Below are 19143 nucleotides of genomic sequence, written 5' to 3'. Positions count from 1 at the left end.
TAATCCCCTCTTTGACACGACCCGGGGACCGTCCTGCTCATCCGGCCCGGTCGCCGTTCCCCCGGTTGAGCCTCGTCATGCAGTGAACCGGACGCTGCATCCGGTCCACTGACTCAGGACAGACTCACGTTATAAGTAATCTTTTATCAAAACTTCGGCAATTTGGATACTGTTGAGGGCGGCCCCCTTGCGCACGTTATCCGCCACCACCCACATATTCAGGCCCCGGGGATGGGAGATATCCTCGCGGATACGGCCCACAAAGACCGGATCCCGGTTGGCCCCCTCGGTGACCGCCGTGGGATAACCCCCGTCGGCACGCTCGTCCAGCACTTCCACGCCCGGCGCATTCGCCAGCAGTTCGCGGGCCTTCTCGGCGCTGATCTTGTCCCGGGTCTCGATGTGCACGGCCTCGGAGTGACCGTAGAACACAGGCACACGCACCGTGGTGGGATTCACCTGGATTGCGTCGTCCTCAAAGATCTTGCGGGTCTCCCACACCATCTTCATCTCTTCCTTGGTGTAGCCGTTTTCCAGGAAGACATCGATATGCGGCAGACAGTTGAAGGCGATCTGCTTGGGATACACCTGGCATTCCACCGGCTGGCCATTGAGCAGTCGCGCCGACTGACCGGCCAGTTCCTCGATGGCCTCCTTGCCGGTGCCCGACACCGCCTGGTAGGTGGCCACATTGATGCGCTCGATACCCACGGCGTCGTGCAGGGGCTTGAGGGCCACCAGCATCTGGATGGTGGAGCAATTGGGGTTGGCGATGATGCCCCGGTTGGTGTGCTGGGCCACCGCATGGGGGTTCACCTCCGGCACCACCAGAGGAATATCGTCGTCGTAGCGGAACTGGGAGGTGTTGTCGATCACCACGCAGCCGGCGGCGGCTGCCTTGGGGGCATATTCCTTGGAGACGGAGGCGCCCGGCGAGAACAGGCCAATCTGCACCTTGGAGAAATCGAACCCGGCCAGGTCCTGAACCACCAGTTGACGGTCGCCGAAGCTTACCCGGGAACCGGCGGAACGACTGCTGGCCACGGCATACACCTGCCCGACGGGGAACTTCCGTTCGGCCAGGATGGAGAGCATGGTCTCGCCAACGGCGCCGGTCGCACCGACAACGGCCACATCATAGGTTTTGCTCATGTTTATGAATCCTTGAATCGAATACTGATTATGGGTGCGCGGGCAACGATCGGTCAGTCGGACAGGGCGGCCACCACCGCCTGGCCCATCTCCTGGGTGCCCACCTTGTCGCAGCCATGGGTCCAGATGTCCGGCGTGCGCAGGCCCTTGTCCAGCACCTGGCCCACCGCAGCCTCCACGCGTGCCGCCTGAGCCTCTTCATTGAGACTGTAGCGCAGCATCATGGCCACCGACAGCAGCGTGGCCAGCGGATTGGCCAGGCCCTGCCCGGCGATATCGGGCGCCGAGCCGTGAATGGGTTCGTAAAGCCCCTTGCCATGGGCGTCCAGGGAAGCGGAAGGCAGCATGCCGATGGAACCGGTGAGCATGGCGGCCGCATCGGAGAGGATATCGCCGAACATGTTCTCGGTAACGATCACGTCGAACTGTTTGGGTGCGCGCACCAGCTGCATGGCGGCATTGTCCACGTACATGTGGGACAGTGCCACGTCCGGGTACTCCCTGGCCACCCGTTCCACCACTTCACGCCACAGCTGTGAGACCTCCAGCACATTGGCCTTGTCCACGGAACACAGGCGCCGGCCCCGCTTCATGGCAATCTCGAAACCGCTTCGGGCGATGCGCTCGATCTCCGGTTCGGAATAGATGATGGTGTTGTAACCCTGGCGCACGCCATCCTCGCGGGTGTCGATGCCCCGGGGCTTGCCGAAATAGGCCCCACCGGTGAGCTCCCGCAGGATCATGATGTCCAGGCCGCCGACGATCTCCGGCTTGAGGGCGGAGGCGGAGGCCAGTTGCGGGTAGAGGATGGCCGGACGCAGGTTGGAGAAAAGCTGCAACTCGGCGCGAATGGCCAGCAGGCCACGCTCCGGGCGCTTCTCCCAGGGCAGTTCGTCGTAGCGCGGGCCGCCCACGGCGCCCAGCAGCACCCCATCGGCCTCGCGGGCCAGTTTCAGGGTCTGTGCCGGCAGGGGCTCACCGGCGGCGTCGTAGCCGGCGCCACCGATGGGGGCCTCTTCCAGTTCAGCGTCCAGGCCGAAGCGCTCGCGCAGGGCGTTGAGCAGACGGGTGGCCTCGGTGACAATCTCGGGGCCGATGCCGTCACCGGGCATGACAAGGATTTTGTGGGTCATGGGATACTCGGAATGACAACAGGAGTGATGGGATCAGTGTGACAGCCGGGACCGCCCCCGGGGGAGGCGGTCCGTCGGCGTGCATGATTCTTTTATCAGGCCGGAAACAGCCAGGGCGCCTCGGCGCGGCGTTTCTCCTCGTAGGCGCGGATATCATCGGCATGCTGCAGGGTGAGGCCGATGTCGTCCAGCCCGTTGAGCAGACAATGACGTCGGAACGGATCCACCTGGAAGGAGAAACTCTCGCCCGAGGGGGTTTCCACGGTCTGGGCCTCCAGGTCCACGGTCAACTGATAGCCGGGCTGGGCCAGCACTTCATGGAAGAGCTGATCCACCACGGCCTCGTCCAGCACCAGCGGCAACAGGCCATTCTTGAAGCTGTTGCTGAAGAAGATATCCGCATAGCTCGGGGCGATCACGACCCGGAAACCATAATCGGTCAGGGCCCACACCGCATGTTCACGGGAGGAGCCACAGCCGAAATTCTTGCGGGCCAGGAGGACCTGGGCACCCTGATAGCGTGCATCGTTCAGCACGAAGTCCGGGTTCTGGCGACGCTGGCTGTGATCCATGCCCGGCTCGCCCGGGTCGAGATAACGCCAGTCATCGAACAGTGTGGGGCCAAAGCCCGTGCGCTTGACGGACTTCAGGTACTGCTTGGGAATGATGGCGTCGGTGTCCACATTGGAGCGATCCAGCGGCGCCACCTTGGCGGTCAGTCTTTGAAATTTATCCATGGGGTCACCTCACTCAGTTCATGTCCCGGACATCGACGAAATGCCCGGCCACGGCCGCGGCTGCCGCCATGGCGGGGCTCACCAGGTGGGTGCGCCCCCCCAGGCCCTGACGACCCTCGAAGTTACGGTTGGAGGTGGAGGCGCAGCGCTCTCCCGGCTCCAGGCGGTCGGCGTTCATGGCCAGGCACATGGAGCAACCCGGATCACGCCATTCAAAGCCGGCCTCCAGAAACACCTTGTCCAGGCCTTCCTGCTCCGCCTGCTGCTTCACCAGGCCCGAGCCCGGCACCACCATGGCCAGCTTGACGCTCTCGGCCACACGGCGTCCCTTCACCACTTCGGCGGCGGCGCGGATGTCTTCCAGGCGACCGTTGGTGCAGGAACCGATGAAGACCTTGTCCACCTGGATGTCGGTCACGGCCATACCCGCCTGCAGGCCCATGTATTCCAGCGCCCGCTCCATGCCACGGGTCTTGACCGCATCACCGGCCAGGGCCGGGTCGGGTACCCGGCCGCTGATGGGGGCCACCATCTCCGGAGAGGTCCCCCAACTCACCTGAGGCTGGATGCTGGCGGCATCGATGCGCACCACGTGGTCGAACTTCGCGTCCGGGTCGGACTTGAGTTCCTGCCAGGCGGCCACGGCCTGCTCCCAGTGTTCGCCACGGGGCGCGTAGGGGCGATCCTTCACGTAGTCGATGGTGGTCTGGTCCACGGCCACCATGCCAGCCCGGGCGCCGGCCTCGATGGCCATATTGCACACGGTCATGCGACCTTCCATGGACAGGTCACGAATGGCCTCACCGCCAAATTCGATGGCGCAACCGGTGCCGCCGGCCGTGCCGATCTCACCGATGATGGCCAGGACGATGTCCTTGGCGGTGACCCCGGGGCCCACCTTGCCGTCCACGGAGACCAGCATGTTCTTCATCTTCTTCTGCAGCAGGCACTGGGTGGCCAGCACATGCTCCACCTCCGAAGTGCCAATCCCCACGGACAGGGCCCCGAAGGCCCCGTGGGTGGAGGTGTGGGAATCACCGCAGACCACGGTCATGCCGGGGAGCGTGGCCCCCTGCTCCGGCCCGATCACGTGCACGATGCCCTGACGCACGTCGCCCATGGGGAAAAAGGTGATGCCCAGACTGGTGACGTTCTGCTGGAGCGTTTCCACCTGAGTGCGGGAGACGGGATCGGCGATGCCCTTTTCACGGTCCGTGGTGGGTACATTGTGATCCGGCACGGCCAGCACCGTGTTGGTGCGCCAGAGCTGACGCCCCGCCAGGCGCAGGCCCTCGAAGGCCTGGGGCGAGGTCACCTCGTGCACCAGATGCCGATCGATGTAGAGCAGGGCCGTGTCATCGTCCTCGCGGCGGACCACGTGAGCGTCCCAGAGTTTGTCGTAGAGTGTCTTTCCGGTCATGGGTGAATACCTCGATTGCCTCTGGTGATAAGGATAGAGACCGGAGTTCGATAACGCCAATTCATCTTATTCATGTAAAGTATTCCTCTGGGGAATTCAAAGCCTGCACCACTTGCGAGAAGCCTCATGCTCCCGGAAAACCTCAAGGCCTTCCTGGCGGTGGCAAACACCGGCTCCTTCTCCGAAGCAGCGCAGACCCTGCACCTCACCCAACCCGCGGTGAGCAAGCGTGTGGCTGCCCTGGAGTCGGAACTGGGCCAGCGCCTGTTCGACCGCATCGGCCGTCGCATCAGCGTGACGGAGGCCGGCCGGGTGCTGCTGCCCCGGGCCAGGCTCATCCTGGAGGACCTGGCGGAAACGCGACGACTGCTGGATAACCTCTCGGATCGGGTGGAGGGCCCCCTGGTCCTGGCCACCTCCCATCATGTGGGCCTGCGCAGGCTGCCGCCCGTGCTCAAGACCTTCGCGCGGCGTTACCCGGCAGTGGAACTGGACATCCGCTTCATGGAATCGGAAGAGGCCTGTCGGGCAGCGGAACTGGGGCAGGTGGACCTGGCCGTGGTCACCCTGCCGGAGCAGCCTTCACCCCTGCTGACCCGGCAGCGCATCTGGGACGACCCACTGGCGGCCATGGTGGCCAAGGATCATCCCCTGGCCAGCCGGACCTGCACTCCCGAAGCCCTGAGCGGCTATCCGGCCATCCTGCCCCCGGAGGGCACCTTCACCCGCCGCCTGGTGAATGCGGCCTTCTCCACCCAGGGCATGGCCCCCACACGGGTGCTGGAGACCCACTACCTGGAAACACTGCAGATGATGATCAGCATCGGATTGGGCTGGGGTGTGCTCCCCCTGTCCATGGGCGCGGGGCTGCACCACCTGGACCTGCCCGGTCTGACCATGCACCGGGAACTGGGCTGGGTGACTCACCGGGACCGCACCCGCTCCAACGCCGCATCGGTAATGCTGGCCATGCTGGAGGGGGCCGATGCGCCTTCAGACCCGGCTTGAAAACAACACGATCAGGGCGCGCGCTTATCGCGCACTCATTGAGTCACCGAACCCGGCCGCACTGAATACTGCCGCGAACCGCTACCCAGCAGGGCGGCAACGAACCCTGCGGTGGCCAGGCCCGAGGCCATCACATACACCCATAGGGGCCCCACCCCATCCCAGATGTAACCACTGGCCAGGGCCCCCATGGCGCCGCCAAGACCAAAGCTCAGGGAGGAATACAGGGCCTGCCCCCGGCCCTGCTGACGCCCCACGAAAAACTGGTGGATCAAGGAGATGGCCGCCGCATGGTAAAGGCCATAGCTGGCCGCGTGCATCAACTGGATGACCACCAGCATCGGCAGGCTGTCCACGAAACCGGCCAGCAATCCCCAGCGTACCGCGGTGATCAGCAGGGCCAGGGCGAGCAGGCGCCAGGCACCAAAACGCGGCAGCCAGCGATGCATCATGAGGAAAACCCCCACCTCCGCCAGCACCCCCAGCGCCCAGAGGTAGCCGGCCACCGTGCGGGTGTAGTCATGTTCCTCCAGATACAGGGTGAAGAACGCATAGTAGGGACCATGACTGGCCTGCATGAGAAAGCAGGCGACCAGCAGCAGGATCACCGCCGGGATCTTCAGGGTGGTCCAGAGGGATTCCGGCTCCGGCCCGGGCTGCACACCGCCCCCGTCCCGCACCCGCAGGGTACTGAGCCAGAGGGCACCCAGGAGAACGAGTACGATCCAGGGCAACCAGGCCACATCCACGGTCTCGAACACCGCCCCCAGGCTGCCCACCGAGATCACGAAGCCGATGGACCCCCACAGCCGGATCCGGCTGTAGGCATGGGTGCTCTTGCCCAGGTGGTTCATGGTGGTGGCTTCAAACTGGGGCAGCGCCGCGTTCCAGAAGAAGCTGAACAGGGCCATGGTGACCGCCACCCACCAGTAGCCCGAGTGGAACAGCAGCCCGGCAAAGCAGACCATGGCCATACCCGCGGCGATGCGCACCACCAGGGTGCGTTTGCCGGTGTAGTCCGCCAGCCAGCCCCAGACATTGGGGGCAATGATCTTGGTGGCCAGCACGATGGCCATGAGTTCGCCGATCTGCCCGGCGCCAAAACCCTGTTCCTTCAGGTACAGCCCCCAGTAGGGCATGAAGGCGCCGATACTGGCGAAATAGAAAAAATAGAAGCTGGAGAGTTTCCAGTAGGAAGCAGGCATGGATTTTCCGGAATCAAGAGCGTTGAGGCGAGGCAGGCAAACGTGACACCGTGCCCACCACTCCCCTCACCCCCGACCCTTCTCCCCCACCTGCCCCCGATGCCGCAACGCATGGTCCATCAGCACGATGGCCAGCATGGCCTCGGCAATGGGCGTGGCCCGGATGCCCACGCAGGGATCATGGCGCCCGGTGGTGATCACCTCCACGGGCTCGCCATGCACATCCAGGGATCGCCCCGGCAAACGGATGCTTGAGGTGGGCTTCAAGGCCATGCTCACGCGGATGTCCTGACCCGAGGAGATCCCCCCGAGCACACCCCCGGCATGGTTGGAAACAAACCCCTCGGAGGTCATTTCGTCCCGGTGCTGGGTGCCCTTTTGCTCCACGCAGGCAAAGCCGTCACCGATCTCCACGGCCTTGACGGCATTGATGCCCATCATGGCGTGGGCGATGTCCGCATCCAGACGGTCGAATACCGGCTCGCCCCAGCCGGCGGGCAGGCCAGAGGCCTCCACGTTGATGCGGGCACCGATGGAGTCCCCCTCCTTGCGCAGGGCATCCATATAGGCCTCCAGTTCCGGCACCTTGGCGGCATCGGGACAGAAGAAGGGGTTGGTGTCCACCACGGACCAGTCCACGGTGTCGATGCGGATGGGCCCCAACTGGGCCAGATAACCCCGCACCTGCACCCCGAAGTGCTCGCGCAGATATTTCTTGGCGATGCCGCCCGCAGCCACCCGCATGGCGGTCTCCCGGGCCGAACTGCGACCGCCGCCCCGGTAGTCCCTCAGACCGTATTTTTTGAAATAGGTGTAATCCGCATGGCCGGGCCGGAAGCGCTCGGCGATCTCCGAATAGTCCTTGGAGCGCTGGTCGGCATTCTCGATCAGCAGCCCGATGGGTGTCCCGGTGGTCACGCCCTCGAAGACACCGGAGAGGATCTTCACCTGATCCGGTTCACGCCGCTGGGTGGTATGCCGGGAGGTCCCCGGGCGACGCCGGTCCAGGTCCCCCTGCAGATCTGCCTCGCTCAACGCCAGGCCAGGGGGGCAGCCATCAACGATGCAGCCAATGGCCGGGCCGTGGCTCTCGCCAAAGCTGGTCACAGTAAACAGCTTGCCTATGGTGTTTCCGGACATGGATGCTCGGGCCCCGAAGGATGGCCCCTCCCCCGCCGGGCGGGAGAGGGTTTGGGGTAAGGGCAGAAGGACAGCGGAATCAGATCACGCGGGAGAAGCGCTGTTCCGTGGCCTCACGCAGATAACGGTCGAAGGTCATGCAGATATTGCGGATCAGCAGACGTCCGGCGGGCTGCACGGTGATGGAGTTACCGGAGACCTTGATCAGACCATCGTCCTCCATGGACTTGAGTTCCTTGAGTTCACGGGCGAAGTAGTCGGTGAACTTGATGCCGTGCACCTTTTCGACGTCCTCGAAAGCCAGTTCGAAATGGCAGATCAGACGGGTGATCACATCGCGGCGCAGCACATCGTCGGTATCCAGCTCCACCCCGCGGAAGACCGCCAGCTTGCCCTCATCGATGCACTGGAAGTACTTCTCCAGATCATGATGGTTCTGGCTGTAGCTGTTGCCCACAACCCCCACACTGGTGGAACCCAGGCCCACCAGATCACAGTTGGAGTGGGTGGAGTACCCCTGGAAGTTACGGTAGAGGGTGTGGTCCCGCTGGGCCACCGCCAGTTCGTCATCCGGCTTGGCGAAGTGGTCCATGCCGATGTACACGTAACCGGCCTCGGTGAGCTGCTGGATGGTCTGCTGCAGCATGGCCAGCTTCTCTCCGGGGCTGGGCAGGGCCTCTTCTTCAATGCGGCGCTGGGGCTTGAAGCGATCCGGCAGGTGAGCGTAGTTGAACACCGAGATCCGGGCCGGATCCACCTTGATGATCTTCTCGATGGTATCGCCGAAGGTCTTGCGATCCTGATGGGGCAGGCCGTAGATCAGGTCCACGCTGGTGGAGCGGAAGCCCAGGCTTCTCGCCTCTTCCAGCACGCCCAGCACCAGGGACTCGCTCTGCACACGGTTGACGGACTTCTGCACCTTCTCGTCGAAGTCCTGCACGCCCAGGCTGATGCGGTTGAAGCCCAGCTTGCGCAACAGGCCCAGGGTGCTGTCGTCCACTTCCCGAGGGTCGATCTCGATGGAGTATTCGCCGGTATCGTCGTCCAGCAGCTTGAAGTGCTCGCCGGTCATGCCCATCAGCTCGGACATCTCGTCGTGGGAGATGAAGGTGGGCGTGCCGCCGCCCCAGTGCAGCTGGGTCACCGGCCGGGTCTTGTCGAACAGCGCCCCCTGCATGGCCATTTCCTTGTACAGACGGTCCAGATAGGGCTTGGCCTTGGCGCGGTCCTTGGTGACCACCTTGTTGCAGGCGCAGTAGAAGCACACCGTGTCGCAGAAGGGGATGTGGAAATACAGCGACAGCGGACGCCCGCTGGCATTGGTCTCCCGGGCGATCTCCGCGTAGCGCTCCGCCCCGAAGCCTTCGTGGAACTGCACCGCCGTGGGATAGGATGTGTATCGAGGACCCGCCGTGTTGTAACGGTTGATCAGGTCCAGATCGAAATCAATGCTCTGCGACAAGCTCATGGCGGCTAGGTACCCGGGGATAAAGTGTTGATCATCTATTGTAACCGCTCATCATAAACATGCCGAACCGGATTGGCACGTCTGACCGGCCATTTGCGTGACTTGTGCCATGTTGAGGCCATGTGAGGACCACTCGAGCGCCCCTGCACCGGCGTCACTTCAGAGCGACTGTACCTGCTCGGCGGTGAGCAGGAACACCCCCTGCCCCCCGTGCTCGAACTCCAGCCAGGTGAACGGCACATCCGGCAGGCGGGTCTCCAGGGCCGGGGCGCTATTGCCCACCTCCACCACCAGGATGCCACCGGGCTTCAGGTGTCGACCGGCGTCCTTGAGGATGCGCACCGTGGCCTCCAGGCCATCGGGACCGGACGAGAGCCCCAGTTCCGGTTCATGGCGGAACTCCGGGGTCAGTGCGGCCATGTCGGCGGCATCCACATAAGGCGGGTTACTGACGATGATGTCGTACTGCCTGGAACCCAGCTCCGCCAGCAGATCCGACTCCAGGGCCTCCACACGATCCTCAAGCCCGTGCAGGCTGATGTTTTCACGTGCCACGTCCAGGGCATCCCGGGAGATATCAGTCAGGTCCACCCGGGCATCCGGGAACACATGGGCGCAGGCAATGCCGATGCAACCGCTGCCGGTGCACAGGTCCAGCACCCGCTCCACCTGTTCGGGCTCGATCCAGGGGGCAAAGCCCTGGCCGATCAACTCCGCCAGGGGCGAGCGCGGCACCAGCACCCGCTCGTCCACCTTGAACTCCATGCCCATGAAATAGGCCCGGCCGGTGAGATAGGCGGCCGGCTTGCGGGTCTCCACCCGTTGATGCAGCAGGTCCAGCACCTGGCGGCGCTCCTCCCGGGTGAGGCGGCAATCCAGCCAGGCGCCGGAGAGGTCATGAGGCAGGTGCAGGGCCTGAAAGACCAGCCAGGCGGCCTCGTCCAGGGCATTATCGGTGCCATGGCCAAAGGTGAGGCCAGCGGCACTGAACCGGCTCATGCCGAGGCGGATGTAATCACGCACCGTGACCAGATCGTCGCTGTCAGAAGAGATGTCCATGAGATTCATGCGGGTGATGGAGGGCTGTGGGATAATACTCCCATGAGCGATCAAGAGGCCAACTGGCGGGACTGGCTCAAGGCCCTGCCCCTGTATCTGCTACCCCACCACGCCATCTCGCGCGTGGTGTACCGGTTGTCACGCTGGGAAACCAGCCTGAAGGACCCGGTGGCACGCTGGTTCATTCGTCAATACGGACTCAACATGGCCGAGGCCCTGGACCCGGAGCCCGCCCACTACGCCAGTTTCAATGCCCTGTTCACCCGGGCCCTGCATCCAGAGGCCCGCCCCCTGGACACCCATCCGGACGCCCTGCTCAGCCCCGCCGACAGCCGCGTGAGCCAGTTCGGCAAACTGCACGATGGACGGATCATCCAGGCCAAGGGGCGTGATTATTCGGCTCAGGAGCTCCTGGGAGGCTGCCCGAAGCGCGCGGCGGCGTTCGCAAACGGCGACTTCATCACCCAGTACCTGTCCCCCAGCGACTATCACCGGGTGCACATGCCCTGGGATGGCGTGCTCCGGGAGACGGTCTACGTGCCCGGCAGGCTGTTTTCGGTGGCGCCCTTCACCACCCGCACCATTCCCCGGTTATTCGCCCGCAACGAACGTCTGGTCTGCCTCTTCGACACCGACATGGGCCCCATGGCCATGGTGCTGGTGGGCGCCATCAACGTGGCCTCCATCGAAACCGTCTGGTCCGGCGAGGTCACGCCGCGCCTGCCACGGGAGATGGAGGTCAAGGATCATCAATCCGAACCGGTGACTCTGTCCCGGGGCGATGAGATGGGCCGGTTCAACCTGGGCTCCACGGTGATCCTGCTGCTGCCCGAGGGGGCGGTGGAATGGTCCCAGGAGCTGACCAGCGGGCGCAAGCTCAGGATGGGTGAGGCGCTGGGGTGGATGAAGCCGGTGGCGATGCGTTAGGAAAACCCTAGGCCCGCTCCCAGTCGAAGGCCAGCACCTCCCGGATATCGTCCACGCCGCCCAGGCACATGAGCAATCGATCCACCCCCAGGGCCACCCCGGCACAGCCGGGCAGCCCAGCCTCCAGCGCCTTGAGAAGCCGCTCGTCCAGGGGTATGGGCAATAACCCCTGACGCGCGCGGCGGTCCTGATCCGCCTCAAAGCGGCGGCGCTGTTCCGCGGCATCCCCCAGTTCATGGAAGCCGTTGGCCAGCTCCATCGGCCCCCAATACACCTCGAAACGCTCCGCCAGCGGCGGCTCTCCGGGACGGACCCGGGCCAGGGCCGCCTGACTGGCCGGATAGTCGTGAATGAGGGTCAGGGTGTCCGCCGGGAAGGCCTGGCAGACCACGGTGGACATGAGCAGATCCAGCCAGCCATCCCGATCCAGGCTGCCTTGCACATCCAGCCCCAGGGACCGGGCGCGTCGGGACAATTCCATCTCACTGACCTGAAACGGATCCACCCCGGCATGACGGAGCATGGCCTCGCGATAAGTCAGCACTTGCACGTCAGCCGCCAGCCGATCGCCGGCCACCTGGCGGATCAGGGCCTCCACCTCGGCCATGAGCGCATGATGATCAAGGCCCACCCGATACCATTCCAGCAGGGTGAACTCCGGGTTGTGGTGGCGCCCGGCCTCCTCACCCCGAAACACGCGGGCGATCTGGTAGATATCCCCACTGCCCGCCGCCAGCAGCCGCTTCATGGGGAATTCGGGGGAGCTGTGGAGCCAGCGCCTGCCACCCCCCAGAGGCACGGAAAGGCTCTGGATGGCAGGATCGGTAGCCCCGGCCATGGACAGGTACGGGGTTTCCACCTCCAGCACCCCACGGCAGGCGAAGAAGTCACGGATGTCCGCCAGCAGGCGCGCCCGTTGGCGTAACCGCCCGAACGCGGCGGCTGGCTTCCAGGTCATGCCCGCGACACGTACTCGCCGCTACGGGTGTCCACGCGGATCACGTCCCCCTCGTTGACGAACAGGGGCACCTTCACCACCGCGCCGGTCTCCAGGGTGGCCGGTTTGGTGCCGCCGGTGGCGGTATCACCGCGAATACCCGGGTCGCACTGGGTGATGGTGAGCTCAACAAAGTTGGGCGGCGCCACCGACAACGGAGAATTGTTCCACAGGGTCACCACGCAGGTGTCCTGTTCCTTGAGCCACTTCATGGCGTCCGCCACGGCAGTCTCGCCGGCGGCGTACTGCTCGAAGTTATCGGGCACCATGAAATGCCAGAACTCGCCGTCGTTGTAGAGATACTGCATCTCCGTATCCATGACGTCGGCGGCCTCTACCGACTCGCCAGACTTGAAGGTCTTGTCCAGTACCCGACCGGTCTTGAGATTGCGGATCTTCACGCGACTGAAGGCCTGACCCTTGCCAGGCTTGACGAACTCATTCTCCACGATGGTGCAGGGATCGCCGTCCATCAGGATCTTGAGTCCGCTCTTGAATTCGTTGGTGCTGTAGGTTGCCATGCTCAAAGTTCTCCGGGTCGAGCCCCTCGGCTCGCATTGGGGGTAAGGGAAAACCGTGGATGCCGGGCGCATCCGGGGCGGAACTGGCACCGGGCCCGGGAAACGCGGCAAAATGCCCGACCGCCCCGTGTCCGCCCTCTGGGTAAAGCCGCCGATGATAACGCGATTGACCGCCGACCGTCAGGCTTGTGCCTGGCAGACGGCACTGGCACAAGCCATCACCGATCCGGAGGTCCTGATTCGCCGCCTGAACCTGGATCCGGCACTCCTGCCCGCGGCCCGGGTAGCGGCACAGCGGTTTCGCCTGCAGGTGCCGGAAAGTTACGTGGCCCGCATGCGCCCGGGTAACCTGCACGACCCCCTGCTGCGCCAGGTGTTACCCATGGAGAGCGAACTCGAAGCGGCCCCCGGCTTCGTGGAAGACCCGGTGGGGGATCTCGATGCCATGGCGGCCCCTGGCGTCATCCAGAAATACGCCGGCCGAGCCCTGCTGATCACCACCGGCGCCTGCGCCATTCACTGCCGTTACTGCTTTCGCCGTCATTATCCTTATGGGCAGGCCTCAGCCGGACGCAGCCGCTGGCCAGAAACACTGGCCTGGCTGCGCTCGCGACCGGATATCCATGAGGTCATTCTCAGCGGCGGCGACCCTCTGGTGCTGACGGATGGCGAACTGGCCGCCATGACACGGGATCTTGCCCGCATCGACCACCTGCGCACCCTGCGCGTGCATACCCGGCTGCCGGTGATCCTTCCTGAACGTATCGGACCGGATCTGATTGACTGGCTCACGGGCACACGCCTGCGCCCGGTCATGGTGATCCACGCCAACCATGCCCAGGAGCTGGACACCTCCACCCGCAGTGCCCTCGCCACCCTGGACCGGACCGGTGTGCGCCTGTTCAATCAGGCCGTTCTCCTGCGCGGCGTCAATGACAGCGTCGCTGCCCTGGGTGATCTTGGCGAGGTTTTGTTTGCATCGGGCGTGCAACCCTATTACCTCCACGTGCTGGACCCGGTGAGCGGGGCCGCGCATTTCGCGGTGGAAGAGGCAGCGGCGCTCGCCATCATGAAGGCATTGGCAGCTCAACAACCCGGCTATCTCCTGCCCAGATTGGTCAGGGAGATTCCAGGCGCACCGGGGAAATCCCCAGTGACCGGGACCTGATGTCACACCTGAAAACGACAAGCCCAGGATGCACTTATACCTCCCGGTACGAACCATGCTTCAAAAAATCATTTGTTACCACGGTGGAGGTGCGCTATAAATTATAGTGAACTCCGTCACACTTTTTAATGTCTCACGTTGTAATTTGAGAGACACGCTGGAGCACTCCGCCATGTTGGTCGGGACCCCGTCGATGCACCTGGAAACCGAGCCATTCCCCACTCAGCCCCGCAAGGTAAAGCGCTGGCTGAGGGAACTGCCCCTGGCCAACACCGGCGAGACCACCCGGCTGTTCTATCAGGGCCTGACCGAATTCAATCGGTTGCGGATGCCCCCGGACGACCGCCTGGAGATCCTCGAACTTCTGCGGCCCACCCGCAAAGTGATCGTCGATCAACTGAGCAGGCACTTCATCAACCGCTCCCTGCCCCTGGCTTCCCGAAGCCAGCGCATCGCCAATATCAACACCGATTTGCTGCACGAGTTCGCCATGGGCTACCTGCAGGTGGTACGCGAAGGCAGCTGCGAAGCCAACCGCCTGGCGCCCCGGCATCTGGGCCTGGCCATTCACCGGGCCATGCGCGCCCTGGCAGAACGCCAATTTCACGCCGGGCGCCTATACCAGCCCACGCCCGACGGGCTATGGGAGCAGGCCCATTGGCTGTACCACCTGGCCGAACAGAGGCAGTTGGTCACCAAGGAAATCAAGGATGTCGAGCTGAACAGCCATCGACGCAGCACCGTGGCGCACACCTACAAGCAGATAAGTCTTTACAGCCTGGCCGACCCCCTCACCCTGCACCAGGGGGATGCTGATGCCCTGGCCCGCTACCTGGAGGATTCTGCCCACGAGTGCGCCATCACCACCTCCCCCGTGGCAGACAACGCTGATCACCTGTACGTGCTCGACCTGAGCACCGATGAGCCACCGGCCTATATTCATGGTTCAGAGGTCAGCCGTCACGAGGCCGTCCGTTACCTGAACCTGTTTCCCTTGATCCGCCAGATACGTGAGGAGGTCCGTGCCGGCTCCCAGGGCGCCCTCGGCCCGCTCCACAAGGAAACAGCCGCCCGCATCCTGCAGGCGTGGACCAACAATGCCCGACGCCGCTTCAGCCGCATCTCCCGCGACGGTCGCATCGACGTCGTGCTGGGCATCAGCGCCATCCACGAGATGATCCGTCAGGCCATCAGCCCTGCCCCCCAAGCCAGCGCGGTCGGCAAGGATCAGGAGCGGGACAGGGCCTTCGAAGAACTCACCCTGGAACGCATGTCCGATTCCCCACGCTACGAGAGTGAGGGTATCACCGTGCGCTACCTGGCAGACACGCCCAAGGATGTCAGTTCCAGTGCCTGGGATACCATCGCCAAGGGTAATCTGGTCACCGATCGCACCACGCAGGATCAGTCAGGGGCCTTGCAACCCCGTGAGGAGGCGCCAGCTCCAACCCCATGGGAAGTCCTCGATACCAGCGCCGGAGGCTTTCGGCTGCGCTGGCGTGGTGATATGAGCGTTCGGGCGCAAGTGGGTGAACTGATCGCCCTGCGGGATGCCAACTCTGGACGCGAGCATTGGCGCCCGGGCATGATCCGCTGGATACGCAGCCCCAGCGACGCCGGCCTGGAAGTCGGCATCAAGATGCTGGCTCCCAAGGCCATGCCGGTGGACATCAGTCCGGTGCGACATGGTCGCCCCATGGGGCGCAGTATTCCGGGGCTGCTGCTGCCGCGGATCAAGGTGCTGGAGCAGCAGGCCACCTTGATCTGCCGGGCCGGCCTGTTCGAGGCGGGCGAACGGGTGGCCGTTACCCTCGCGGGTCGCACACTCATGGTTGATCTCTCCGCCATCGAAACCCAGTCCAGCCTGTTCACTCAATTCCAGTTTCGCCCGGCGCAGTTCACTTCGGCCCCTGAGGGCGAAACATCGGATAAGAACACCCCGCCCTGGCCCGACATCCTCTAGCGCCCCAGGCCCGCTCGTTGGTGACCGCCCCCGCATTGTCTGTATAATCGCCGGCAGTATGGGGGATCGGCTTGACAGTCGATCATGGTTCCCGCCCGAGCAGGCCCGGATCGCATGGAAAATATCATCCGCCTTCTGATCATCGACGATGATCTCAACGACGCCGAGATGATGGTCAGCACCCTCAAGTCCGCTGGATTTGCGGTCAGGCCGGAGCGCGCCGAAGACGAAGAAGAACTCCACGAGAAGCTCCGCAGCCACACCCCGGATGTGGTCATCTGCACCTTGAATCACCCTGAACTGTCACTGGAAAAGGTGGTGGAGGCCAACCAGAACATGGGTCGCCATGCCCCCATCGTGGCCGTGGCCACCTCCCCGGACGTGGACGTGGTGGACTGCATGGAACTGGGCGCCCACGACATGGTGCAGAAAAACCGCCTGGACCATCTGCGACACGTGGTGACCCGGGCCGCCGAGTTCCAGCGGCAATGGCGCCGCCTGAAGACCTTCGAATCCGGCCTCAGGGACACGGAAAGGCGCTGCAAGACCCTCCTGGACAGCTCCCGTGATGCCATTGCCTACGTGCATGAGGGCATGCACACCTACGCCAACACCTCCTACCTGGAACTGTTCGGTTATTCCCACCTGGACGATATCGAGGGCATTCCCCTCATGGACATGGTGTCCCGGGACGACCAGCAAAAACTCAAGGACTTCCTGCGCGCCTACGAACGCAATCGGGGCCAGGACCAGGATGCATCCGACCCCAAGCCCCTGGATCTGCAGATCCGCACCGCCGGCGGCGAAGCACTGGCCGTGCAGATGGAATTCAGCCCCGCGACCATCGAAGGGGAGCCCTGCACACAGATCCTCATCCGAAACCGCACCAGCAATACCCGGGAACTGGAAAAGCAGCTCAATTACCTGGCCCAGCGGGATCTGATCACGGGCCTCTACAACCGCCAGTACTTCATGGAGCGCTTGCAGGATACATTCAGCGCGGCCACTCAGGGCAGCGGCAACGCCTCACTGATCGAACTTCGCATCGACCGCTTCTCCAACATCCGCGAGACGGTGGGGGTGGCCGGGGGTGACCTGGTGCTGGGGGATATCGGCAAGCTGCTGGAGGAGGTCTGCGCAGAGGAGGATATCGTCGCGCGCTTCGATGGCGAGGCCTTCGCCATTCTCACCCACCAATGGGAAAGCGAGGCCCTGGAGCGCTTCACTCAGGGCATCCTGGAAACCATCTCCAATCACATCTGTGACGTGGAGGGCCGCTCGCTCACCTGCACGGCCTCCATGGGCGTGGCCCGGATCGACGAGAACGCCCCGGACATGAATGAGCTGCTTTCCCGCGCCCAGAAGGCCTGCCAGCAGGCGGCCCGGGAAGGCAACGGCCACCGCGTGGTCATCTATCGCCCCAAGGAACGGGAGATGACCCAAAAGCAGCTGGATGGGACCTGGACCACCCGCCTCAGCGAGGCCATTCGGGACAACCGGCTCCACCTCCTGTATCAGCCTGTGGTGAGCCTGCACGGCGAGAGCGGCGAGCGTTACGAGGTATTCATGCGGCTGCTGGATGAGAACGGCGAAGCCATCAGCCCAGCCGAGTTCATGCCCAGCGCGGAACGCACCGACATGGCCAAGGCCCTGGATCGCTGGGTGATCGATCACGCGGTGCAGCGACTGGCAACCCAACGCAAGGCTGGCCACGACACCATCTTCTTCATCAAGATCACTGCAGGCTCGCTACACGATCCGGGCATGCTGCCCTGGATCATGGAACGGTTGAAAGAGCACCGCATCCCGGCGGAATGCGTGGTCTTCGAACTCAAGGAAAATACCGTGGTGGCCTATCTGAAGCAGGCCAAGGAATTTGCCAAGGCCCTCAAGAGTGTCCACTGCCAACTGGCCCTGGAGGACTTCGGCAACGGCCTCAATCCGTTCCAGGTGCTTAATCACTTCCCCGCTGACTATCTCAAGGTGGATGCCTCATTCACCCGAAACCTGCCCAGCAGCGAAGAGAACCAGAAGGCCATGCGCCAGATCACGGACACGGCCCACTCTCAGAACCGCCTGATCCTGGCCCAGCAGGTGGAAGATGCCAACAGCCTCTCCATCCTCTGGGGACTGGGGATCAATTACATCCAGGGTAACTTCCTGCAGCCCCCCTCGGAGGGGTTGGAATACGACTTTTCAACGATGGGATGAGGGGCGCGGTACCTATCCCCTCATCCCCGCCAGCTACACAACCATCACCGCCCCGACTTCAGCGCCATGATCCGCTCTTCCAGGGGCGGGTGCGTCATGAACAGGCGCTTGAGGCCCTGGGTGACGCCACCGCCACGGATACCAAAGGCCTGCATCTGATCCGGCATCTGTGAAGGCTGCCCCTGAGCGGCGCGCAGACGCTCCAGGGCCGAGATCATCTTCTCCCGGCTGGACAGGTTGGCACCACCGGTGTCGGCCCGGAATTCCCGCTGACGGGAGAACCACATCACGATGATGGAGGCCAGGATGGCCAGGATGATCTCCGCCACGATGGTGGTAATCCAGAAGGCAGGACCGTGCCCCTGCTCGTTCTTGAACACCACCCGGTCCACGAAATGTCCGATCACGCGGGCCAGGAAGATCACGAAGGTGTTCACCACCCCCTGGATCAGGGCCAGCGTCACCATGTCGCCGTTGGCCACGTGACTCACCTCGTGACCCAGCACGGCCTCCACTTCATCCTGCCCCATGTTCTGCATCAGGCCGGTACTCACCGCAACCAGGGCGTTGTTCCTGGACATGCCGGTGGCGAAGGCGTTGGGATCGGGAGAGTCGAAGATACCCACCTCAGGCATACCAATGCCGGCCTGTTTGGCCTGCCGCCGCACGGTGTCCACCAGCCACTGCTCGGTGGGGTTGCTGGGCTGCTCAATCACCTTCACGCCCATGGTCTTCTTGGCCATCCATTTGGAAATGGCCAGGGAGATGAACGAGCCACCGAAACCAAATACCAGCGCGAACACCAGCAGGTTGTTGAGATTCAGCCCGGTCCCGGTCTCGTCCAGGATCCGTTCAACGCCCAGAATCCGCAGGGTGATACTGAGCACCACGATGATGGCCAGGTTAGTGGCCAGGAAAAGGGCGATACGCTTCATGTTGTCTCCGTCAATGAGAGGATTGCCGATTCTATCCGGCGTATTAGATGGGGTTTGCCGTTAAAAATTCAAGCTCAGGCGCACCCTGGGCCCGCACCC

General features: G+C 63.6%; 16 protein-coding genes. 5 read left to right on the top strand and 11 right to left on the bottom strand.

What is annotated here, in order from left to right; genetic code table 11:
- Positions 1–129: 129 nt before the first annotated feature.
- The 4 genes from ECTOBSL9_RS10330 to leuC all read right to left on the bottom strand — a co-directional run bounded on the left by ECTOBSL9_RS10330 (position 130) and on the right by leuC (position 4442).
- The gene (locus tag ECTOBSL9_RS10330; protein ID WP_063464974.1) at positions 130–1152 is read right to left on the bottom strand and encodes an aspartate-semialdehyde dehydrogenase; all 1023 of its coding nucleotides are present in this window, start codon (positions 1150–1152) and stop codon (positions 130–132) included.
- Positions 1153–1205: 53 nt separating this feature from the next.
- Entirely contained in the window at positions 1206–2285 is a 1080-nt protein-coding gene (gene leuB, locus ECTOBSL9_RS10325; protein WP_063464973.1) for a 3-isopropylmalate dehydrogenase, read from the bottom strand.
- 95 nt (positions 2286–2380) lie between these two features.
- Positions 2381–3022 carry a 3-isopropylmalate dehydratase small subunit gene (leuD, locus tag ECTOBSL9_RS10320; RefSeq protein WP_063464972.1) on the bottom strand — a complete coding sequence of 214 codons (642 nt, stop codon included), beginning with the start codon at positions 3020–3022 and terminating at the stop codon, positions 2381–2383.
- Positions 3023–3035: 13 nt separating this feature from the next.
- Positions 3036–4442 (bottom strand): 3-isopropylmalate dehydratase large subunit, encoded by a 1407-nt coding sequence (leuC, locus tag ECTOBSL9_RS10315; RefSeq protein WP_063464971.1) that lies wholly within the window; start codon positions 4440–4442, stop codon positions 3036–3038.
- A 126-nt stretch (positions 4443–4568) separates the two neighbouring features.
- Between leuC and ECTOBSL9_RS10310 the strand changes: the two genes are divergently transcribed.
- Complete coding sequence (locus ECTOBSL9_RS10310; protein ID WP_063464970.1) at positions 4569–5450, top strand: LysR family transcriptional regulator; 882 nt, start codon at positions 4569–4571, stop codon at positions 5448–5450.
- A 35-nt stretch (positions 5451–5485) separates the two neighbouring features.
- On the opposite strand, the gene ECTOBSL9_RS10305 is transcribed toward ECTOBSL9_RS10310, so the two are convergent.
- The 4 genes from ECTOBSL9_RS10305 to prmB form a co-directional block, all read right to left on the bottom strand.
- Entirely contained in the window at positions 5486–6655 is a 1170-nt protein-coding gene (locus ECTOBSL9_RS10305; RefSeq protein ID WP_063464969.1) for an MFS transporter, read from the bottom strand.
- Between the two features lie 66 nt (positions 6656–6721).
- Positions 6722–7795, bottom strand: coding sequence for a chorismate synthase (gene aroC / locus ECTOBSL9_RS10300; RefSeq protein WP_063464968.1), 1074 nt, complete (start codon positions 7793–7795; stop codon positions 6722–6724).
- A gap of 79 nt (positions 7796–7874) precedes the next feature.
- Positions 7875–9263 (bottom strand): oxygen-independent coproporphyrinogen III oxidase, encoded by a 1389-nt coding sequence (gene hemN / locus ECTOBSL9_RS10295; protein ID WP_063464967.1) that lies wholly within the window; start codon positions 9261–9263, stop codon positions 7875–7877.
- 159 nt (positions 9264–9422) lie between these two features.
- Positions 9423–10322, bottom strand: a complete 900-nt coding sequence (gene prmB / locus ECTOBSL9_RS10290) for a 50S ribosomal protein L3 N(5)-glutamine methyltransferase (protein ID WP_082829869.1) — start codon at positions 10320–10322, stop codon at positions 9423–9425.
- A gap of 42 nt (positions 10323–10364) precedes the next feature.
- Between prmB and asd the strand changes: the two genes are divergently transcribed.
- The gene (gene asd / locus ECTOBSL9_RS10285; RefSeq protein WP_063464965.1) at positions 10365–11249 is read left to right on the top strand and encodes an archaetidylserine decarboxylase; all 885 of its coding nucleotides are present in this window, start codon (positions 10365–10367) and stop codon (positions 11247–11249) included.
- Between the two features lie 7 nt (positions 11250–11256).
- Here asd and epmA read toward each other — a convergent pair whose 3' ends face one another.
- The gene (gene epmA, locus ECTOBSL9_RS10280) at positions 11257–12207 is read right to left on the bottom strand and encodes an EF-P lysine aminoacylase EpmA (RefSeq protein WP_063464964.1); all 951 of its coding nucleotides are present in this window, start codon (positions 12205–12207) and stop codon (positions 11257–11259) included.
- The gene (gene efp, locus ECTOBSL9_RS10275; protein ID WP_025281169.1) at positions 12204–12767 is read right to left on the bottom strand and encodes an elongation factor P; all 564 of its coding nucleotides are present in this window, start codon (positions 12765–12767) and stop codon (positions 12204–12206) included. Before efp ends, epmA begins: the two co-directional genes overlap by 4 nt.
- Positions 12768–12921: 154 nt before the next feature.
- On the opposite strand from efp, the gene epmB reads away from it, so the two are divergent.
- The 3 genes from epmB (at position 12922) to ECTOBSL9_RS10260 (ending at position 18109) form a co-directional block, all read left to right on the top strand.
- Positions 12922–13935, top strand: a complete 1014-nt coding sequence (epmB, locus tag ECTOBSL9_RS10270; protein WP_156500093.1) for an EF-P beta-lysylation protein EpmB — start codon at positions 12922–12924, stop codon at positions 13933–13935.
- A gap of 172 nt (positions 13936–14107) precedes the next feature.
- Positions 14108–15898 (top strand): hypothetical protein, encoded by a 1791-nt coding sequence (locus ECTOBSL9_RS10265; RefSeq protein ID WP_156500092.1) that lies wholly within the window; start codon positions 14108–14110, stop codon positions 15896–15898.
- A gap of 114 nt (positions 15899–16012) precedes the next feature.
- Complete coding sequence (locus ECTOBSL9_RS10260; RefSeq protein ID WP_063464961.1) at positions 16013–18109, top strand: EAL domain-containing protein; 2097 nt, start codon at positions 16013–16015, stop codon at positions 18107–18109.
- 44 nt (positions 18110–18153) lie between these two features.
- On the opposite strand, the gene htpX is transcribed toward ECTOBSL9_RS10260, so the two are convergent.
- Positions 18154–19044: a protease HtpX gene (gene htpX, locus ECTOBSL9_RS10255; RefSeq protein ID WP_063464960.1), complete on the bottom strand. Its 891-nt coding sequence runs from the start codon at positions 19042–19044 to the stop codon at positions 18154–18156.
- Between the last annotated feature and the right edge of the window lie 99 nt (positions 19045–19143).

It is taken from the genome of Ectothiorhodospira sp. BSL-9 (assembly GCF_001632845.1).
Classification (GTDB): domain Bacteria; phylum Pseudomonadota; class Gammaproteobacteria; order Ectothiorhodospirales; family Ectothiorhodospiraceae; genus Ectothiorhodospira.
This window is presented reverse-complemented; position numbering and strand designations above follow the sequence as displayed.